The sequence below is a fragment of the Mesorhizobium sp. M7A.F.Ca.US.005.03.2.1 genome (genome assembly GCF_003997795.1).
In the GTDB taxonomy this organism is placed as follows: Bacteria; Pseudomonadota; Alphaproteobacteria; order Rhizobiales; family Rhizobiaceae; genus Mesorhizobium; species Mesorhizobium ciceri.
Window position 1 is genome coordinate 1 of record NZ_RZRP01000729.1, and the last position, 3,231, is coordinate 3,231.

Genomic DNA, 3,231 nt, shown 5'->3' on the forward strand with positions numbered 1-3,231 from the left:
GGGCAGGGTGTCAAGAAAAAATTCCTATCGCGAAAAGGCGGTCCTTGATTGACCTGCGTTCGGAGCCCTCATCTCCGCCGATCGGCTATTGTGGGCGGCTGCGGAAAGTATATGATTGTCGGCTAATATTAATCGCCGGATTGCTTCGATCAGATGCTGCCGGATGGTTGCTGCCGGTTGACCTCTGGTCCTCCACGATCCGGATCGCGCTCACCAAGCGTGAGCGCGGCAAGGGAGGAATGCCATGCCGGACGTCAAATGGGCCATGAAGGCGCGCGAATTCATCAACTGCAACTGCGCCTATGGCTGCCCGTGCCAGTTCAACGCCATGCCGACATACGGGTTCTGCCAGGCGGTCGCCGGCATGGAAATCGAAAGCGGCCATCACGGCGACACCAAGCTCGACGGATTGCGGTTCGTCGGGATTTTCAGCTGGCCCGGCGCCATACACCAGGGCGGGGGCGAAGCCGCGGTGATCATCGACGAGAGGGCGACGGAAGCCCAACGTGGCGCGCTGCTTCGCATATTGGGCGGTCTGGACACCGAACCGGGTGCAACGATATTCCAGGTCTTTTCGACCACGCTGGAGAAGTTCCACGACCCGATCTTTGCGCCGATCGAATTCAACATCGACGTCGACGCGCGAACCAGTCAGCTGCATGTCGAGGGTATAACCGACGGTCGTGGCGAGCCGATCCGGAATCCGGTCACCGGCGCTGCCCACCAGGCGCGCATCGACCTGCCGCACGGCTTCGAATACGCGATCGCCGAGGTCGGGCGCGGCTGGACAAAGGCGACGGGCCCGATCAAGTTCGAGCTGGCCGATACGCACAGCCATTTCGCCAATCTGCATCTCACGCAGAGCGGCATCGTGCATTGACCTGATCCAATGGGCGACACGGCCCTCGAGGCGGTGCTGCGGCGCGATCGCGCGGTCGTGATGGCCGCGCTCGTGGTGATTGCCGTGCTCGCCTGGGCCTATGTGCTGTGGCTCGCCACCGACATGGTCATGCCCGGCTCCGCCTTGCCGGACAGCGGAGGCGGTGACATGGCCGGAATGGACATGTCGAATATGGACGGGTCGAACATGGGTATGGGCGGCATGGATATGGGCGCCGCCGTGGCGCCAGGCATCCGGGCCTGGGCATTGGCCGATTTCGCTTTCACCTTCACGATGTGGGCGGCGATGATGGTCGGCATGATGACGCCTTCGGTCGCACCGATGTTGCTGCTCTATGCCGGTGTCGGCCGCAAGGCGCGGGCGGATGGCAGGCCCATCGCTTCGACGGGATGGTTTTTTGCCGGCTACCTCGCCGTCTGGGCCGTCTTCAGCCTCGTGGCGACCGGTGCGCAATGGCTGCTCGCCCGTCTTGCCTTGCTCGACCCCTCGATGGCGACCGGCAGCGCGGTCCTCGGCGGCCTCGTCCTGATCGCCGCCGGTCTCTATCAATGGACGCCGATGAAGGGCGTCTGCCTGCGCCAATGTCAGGCCCCGATCGCGTTCCTGGCCGGCCATGGCGGATTCCGCTCCGCTCCGCTCGGCGCGCTTCGGCTGGGCATCGATCACGGCGCCTACTGTCTGGGGTGCTGCTGGGCGCTGATGGCCCTGCTGTTCGTCGGTGGCGTCATGAACGTGCTGTGGATCGCCGGCATCGCCATCCTGGTCCTGCTGGAGAAGACGGTGCCGACCGGGCAGCTGATTCCGCGCGTTTCAGGCGCGTTGATGGCTGGCATCGGGACCTGGATCGTCTTTCAAGCCTCTTGAGAACAGTCTTCGTCTGCGACCTGTATTGGACTGCAGCCGCCAGTAAATCGTCAGAAGACAATCTTGGGACATGGTAGTTCGCCCCACGCGGAGGTCAACAACCACGAGGTATTTGCCCTGGATGGATTTCGCTGCCGCGGCCGGTATCGGCCCCGCGTTGGCGTTGCATCAGCTTTGCCGCCTTTATTGGCCCCTGCTGACTAATTCGCGGGCGTGTTTGTCTGTAAATCAGGCATTTACGGCAATCGGTTTTCAAACTCTTCGGGTTTGGGTCATTTCCCTTGACCTCACAGGAATTATCGCCTTCGATGACATTTGTGAATGGGAGGCGGCGCGTCGGTTACGATGCGGGGTTTCGGGATGGGCCGGGATGAAGCCGCGTTCACACGGGAGAAAAAAATCAGGATTTACTCCTGAAAAACAGAGAAAAGGGTCTGTGGGTCATGAAACACATTGCTATCGGCATTCTAGGCGCCGCCACGCTTGGATTGATGGCGTCCGCCGCGTCGGCGGCCACGCTCGACACCGTCAAGGCGAAGGGCTTCATCCAGTGCGGCGTCTCCACCGGCCTGGCCGGCTTTTCGGCGCCGGACGACAAGGGTGACTGGCAAGGCATCGATGCGGATTTCTGCCGCGCTGTCGCGGCCGCCGTCTTCGGTGACGGCTCCAAGGTCAAGTTCACGCCGCTCAGCGCCAAGGAGCGGTTTACCGCGCTGCAGTCGGGCGAGATCGACATCCTGTCGCGCAACACCACCTGGACCATCAACCGCGATACGGCACTCGGCCTGAATTTCATCGGCGTCACCTATTATGACGGCCAGGGTTTCATGATCAACGCCAAGAAGCTGCCGGGCGTCAATTCGGCATTGCAGCTCTCGGGCGCAGCCGTCTGCGTGCAGAGCGGCACCACCACCGAGCTGAACCTCGCCGACTATTTCAAGGCCAACAAGATGGAGTACAATCCCGTCGTCTTCGAAAAGCTGGAAGAGGTCAACGCCGCCTATGATGCCGGCCGCTGCGACGTCTACACCACCGATCAGTCGGGCCTCTATGGCATCCGCCTGACGCTGGGATCGCCGGCCGACCATGTCGTGCTGCCCGAGATCATCTCCAAGGAGCCGCTCGGACCGGCCGTTCGCCAGGGCGACGACCAGTGGTACCACATCGTCAAGTGGACCTATTTCGCGCTGCTGCAGGCTGAAGAGCTCGGCATCACCAAGGCCAATGTCGATGAGATGAAGAACTCGGCCAGCCCCGAGATCAAGCGCGTTCTCGGCCAGGAAGCCGACACCAAGATCGGTACCGATCTCGGCGTCTCCAATGACTGGGTGGTCAACATCGTCAAGGCCGTCGGCAATTATGGCGAAATGTTCGAGCGCAATGTCGGCTCGGGCAGCCCGCTGAAGATCGCGCGCGGCATCAACGCGCTGTGGACCAAGGGCGGCCTGCAATACGCGCCGCCGATC

General features: G+C 62.1%; 3 protein-coding genes. All 3 read left to right on the forward strand.

The window, feature by feature from the left end; genetic code table 11:
- Window positions 1–244 precede the first annotated feature (244 nt).
- Window positions 245–880: a DUF1326 domain-containing protein gene (locus tag EN991_RS29190; protein WP_013532425.1), complete on the forward strand. Its 636-nt coding sequence runs from the start codon at window positions 245–247 to the stop codon at window positions 878–880.
- Window positions 881–889: 9 nt separating this feature from the next.
- Window positions 890–1,765 carry a DUF2182 domain-containing protein gene (locus EN991_RS29195; protein WP_127370044.1) on the forward strand — a complete coding sequence of 292 codons (876 nt, stop codon included), beginning with the start codon at window positions 890–892 and terminating at the stop codon, window positions 1,763–1,765.
- A gap of 443 nt (window positions 1,766–2,208) precedes the next feature.
- On the forward strand, window positions 2,209–3,231 hold a 1,023-nt coding region (locus EN991_RS29200), incomplete at its 3' end, for an amino acid ABC transporter substrate-binding protein (RefSeq protein WP_164769443.1).

What these genes read in the sequence shown, in the direction of transcription:
- EN991_RS29190 (WP_013532425.1), top strand. Translation starts at nt 245, where the DNA reads ATGCCGGACGTCAAATGGGCCATGAAGGCGCGCGAATTCATCAACTGC.
- EN991_RS29195 (WP_127370044.1), top strand. Translation starts at nt 890, where the DNA reads ATGGGCGACACGGCCCTCGAGGCGGTGCTGCGGCGCGATCGCGCGGTC.